The organism is Ohtaekwangia sp. (assembly GCF_036568665.1).
Taxonomy (GTDB): domain Bacteria; phylum Bacteroidota; class Bacteroidia; order Cytophagales; family Cyclobacteriaceae; genus Ohtaekwangia.
On sequence record NZ_DATCSD010000123.1, the window covers coordinates 1 to 3419 of the forward strand.

The 3419-nt window shown below is 46.4% G+C and carries 3 protein-coding genes and 1 pseudogene; 2 read left to right on the top strand and 2 right to left on the bottom strand.

Features of this window, described 5'->3' with window-relative positions; translation table 11 throughout:
- Both VIN08_RS06525 and VIN08_RS06530 read left to right on the top strand, forming a co-directional pair.
- Positions 1 to 208 (top strand): annotated as a pseudogene (locus VIN08_RS06525) (RraA family protein); the annotation flags it as partial.
- Positions 209 to 229: 21 nt separating this feature from the next.
- Positions 230 to 1513 carry a mandelate racemase/muconate lactonizing enzyme family protein gene (locus VIN08_RS06530; protein ID WP_331962012.1) on the top strand — a complete coding sequence of 428 codons (1284 nt, stop codon included), beginning with the start codon at positions 230 to 232 and terminating at the stop codon, positions 1511 to 1513.
- Positions 1514 to 1560: 47 nt separating this feature from the next.
- Here VIN08_RS06530 and VIN08_RS06535 read toward each other — a convergent pair whose 3' ends face one another.
- Positions 1561 to 2877, bottom strand: a complete 1317-nt coding sequence (locus tag VIN08_RS06535) for a gluconate:H+ symporter (protein WP_331962015.1) — start codon at positions 2875 to 2877, stop codon at positions 1561 to 1563.
- Positions 2878 to 2891: 14 nt separating this feature from the next.
- A partial coding sequence (locus VIN08_RS06540) for a dihydroxy-acid dehydratase (protein WP_331962018.1) occupies positions 2892 to 3419 on the bottom strand: 528 nt, incomplete at its 5' end.

A 3419-nucleotide genomic window follows, 5' to 3' on the forward strand; every position in this document is an offset into this window, starting at 1 on the left:
AGTAGTGAAGACATCGGAAGTCGTTCGTCTTCGTGATATGTTCGGACACCAGCGACTTCGCGAGCAGAAGTATACGCCAGGTCAAATCGATACACGTTGGTCGGATGAAATTGAAAAGGATTTTTCGCAGTGGCTCCGCGCAAATTCAGACAAGCTCCCCGTGCCGAAGGAACAGATACAGGAATTATTGAAGCAACGTACCTGGTAGATAAAATAAACAATACTATAGATGTCAACTACAAAATCAAGACGCGCATTCTTCAAGAGTGCCGTGACCGCTGGTGCCATGTTGGCGCCCCTGGGTACAACATTTGGCAACAGCCTCGTGCAGGCTGTAGACCGAAGTAATATATATTCAAAACCTGCAGACTTGAAAATCACGGAAGTCCAATGCGCTTTTATCAAATATGGAAGCAGCTTGTTTGTGAAGATATATACCGATCAGGGTATATATGGATGCGGGGAAGGTGTCGATGCCGTGGCAGGCACATATCACTTTGTGAAAGCATTGGAGTTTCGGTTAAAAGGTAAGAACCCGCTGAACGTTCATCGCATCTTTGATGATCTTCGGAAGTCCGGTATATTTCAAGGCGCACAGGCCGGAATGTACATTGCCGTGCTCTCTGCCGTGGAGACAGCGCTTTGGGACATTGCCGGAAAAGCATTAGGTGTACCGGTATATCAATTGCTGGGCGGAAAGTTTCGCGACAAGATCAGAGTATATTGTGACACCGCGTTGTATCAACGAAATCTTCCAACAGCTCAGGACTTCGCCAAGTCAGCGTTGGAAGCAAAGAAGATGGGATTTAACGCCATCAAGTTTGATCTTGACCAACGAAACGATCCAACCAAATATGATAGCTATAACTGGACCGCGAGCCCTGGGGAATTGAAACGCATGGTCGACCAGGTTACAGCAGCACGTGAAGCCGTTGGACCGGATATCGATATATGTTGTGATATGCACGGACGATACGATGCGGTAACCGGACAACAGATAGCCAAGCGACTAGAACCACTCAACCTGATGTGGCTGGAAGAACCTATACCGGCAGAGAATGCTGAGGCCTATAAAATAATTTCAGATTCTACCAGCACACCGATCTGTGCCGGTGAAAATTTATACCTCGCGTATGGCTTCAGGCGATTGCTTGAATTAGGTGCAGTCGATATCATTATGCCAGACTTGCAGAAAGCAGGCGGACTGGGAGAGGGGCAACGCATTGCTAACCTCGCGAGTCTATACTACGTTCCGTTTGCACCACACATGGTGGCATCGTTTCTCGGGGCGATGGCGTCATGTCATGTTTGTGCGTCCGTTCCGAATTTCATGATCCTCGAATGGCAAATGTATTTTCATACCGATCCGATGTATAAAGAAATTGTGAAGTACGATGGGCCGATGGTAGAGAATGGATTCATCACACTATCGGAGAAGCCCGGTATAGGAGTTGATATTAATGAAGAAGGAATGAAGAAATATGCTGCGCCCGGTTATCCATTCTTTAAGTAACATGGTTACGAATAACTGACGTTAATAGTAACTGCTATCAACGTCAGTTATTGTATTATATAGTCAAGTAAGAGCACACCAATTAATCCGATGATTGAAACGAGTGTCTCCATCATCGTCCAGGAGCGAAAGGTATCTTTAATCGTTAATCCGAAGTATTCTTTGAAAAGCCAGAAGGCAGTATCATTTACATGCGAGCAGAATAAACTTCCTGCCCCGATCGATAGCACAAGTAAATTAGGATCAACGTAGGTTTGCTGCGTAAGCGGATATACTACACCGGCAGCCGTTAGCCCTGCTATAGTAGCAGAGCCAAGTGCGAGTCTTAAAACTGCTGTAATAGTCCATGCTAAAATAAGGGGCGGGAACTCCAATTGCCTGAATGCATCGGCAATATCTTTACTCACACCACTATCAAAAAAAATCTGTTTCAGGATACCGGCACTTCCAATGATCAGCAGGATCATGGCTATATCTTTCACCGCTTCTCCATAAATGCTCATGATCGATGAAAGTTTCTTACCAATGCCAATGCCCAGGCTATACGTCACAATTATAATGGTCAGCAGCATGGCTTGATTTGGTTCGGCAACAAATGAAAAAACACGCTGTGCTATAGCATGCTCAGAAAAGATGCGCGACAGGAGCGTAGTTACACCGATAAGCAAAACCGGCAAGAGTGATGATACCAAACTGTTTACTGCGCCGGGCAATTCATGCTGTGGTCTCTCTACGCATAGTGATACCGTTGCAGGTCTTGCAGGAATGCTACGGATGGTTGTTGCAAACACCGGACCTGCAAGAATGATAGCCGGTATAGCAATGATAATTCCGTACCCGAAGGTTGTTGCTATATCAGCATCGAACTGAACGACAAGCGCAATGGGCGATGGGTGAGGGGGAAGGAAACCATGCATCACCGAAAGAGAAGCCAGCATGGGGAGTCCTACATAGATCAGCGGCAGTTTGTATTGATAGGCTACTGAAAATATAATCGGGATCATGAGCACAAAGCCAACATTATAGTATAGCGGAATGCCTACTAGAAATCCTGTAAGGCTCATGGCCCATACTAAATGCCGTGCACCGAAGAACTGTTGCATCATGAGCGTGATGCGTTGGGCCGCACCACTCTCGGCAACGAGTTTCCCGAGCATCGCTCCGAGTATAATTACAATCACGAGCGAGCCCAGTGTATCGCCAATGCCTTTGTTTACCGAATTCGATATATCTTCAACCGGCATTCTCAGGAGCAATGCTGCAGCAGTCCCTACCGTGAGGAAAGCAAGAAAAGGATTTACCTTCGCCCAGGTAGTGAGCACTACCAGGCTAACAATACACGCAACGAGAATGATGAATGTCATTTCAGATGGGGCGATCAATGAGAATCTCTTGTCACCCTCGACCCGGACTTGCCAACGAGGAAATCAAGATCAGCTCCCTTGTCTGCCTGTTGAACATGGTTAATATATAGGTTTACATAGCCACGTTCTGCAATCGCGGAAGGTTGTGTCCAGTGTTGTCGTCTGATAGCGAGCACTTCATCGGATACATGCAGGTGTATAAGTCTTGCTTCTACATCCAGCTCAATGATATCACCATTCTCAACCAGTGCTAAATTTCCACCGATGGCAGACTCGGGCGATACGTGCAACACTACAGTTCCATACGCAGTGCCACTCATTCTTCCATCAGAAATTCTCACCATATCCGTAACGCCTTTATCAAGAAGTTTTGTTGGCAAAGGCATATTGCCAACTTCGGGCATACCCGGGTAACCTACAGGGCCTACACTCTTTAGTACCATAACACAGGTCTCATCAATGTCGAGATCAGGATCGTCAACACGCGCGTGATAGTCTTCTATATTCTCAAACACAACGGCACGTCCTTTATGTTTCATCAA

Bases quoted from the DNA above. Each gene is read 5' to 3' on its own strand.
- VIN08_RS06535 (WP_331962015.1), bottom strand. From the start codon at position 2,877: ATGACATTCATCATTCTCGTTGCGTGTATTGTTAGCCTGGTAGTGCTC.
- VIN08_RS06530 (WP_331962012.1), top strand. From the start codon at position 230: ATGTCAACTACAAAATCAAGACGCGCATTCTTCAAGAGTGCCGTGACC.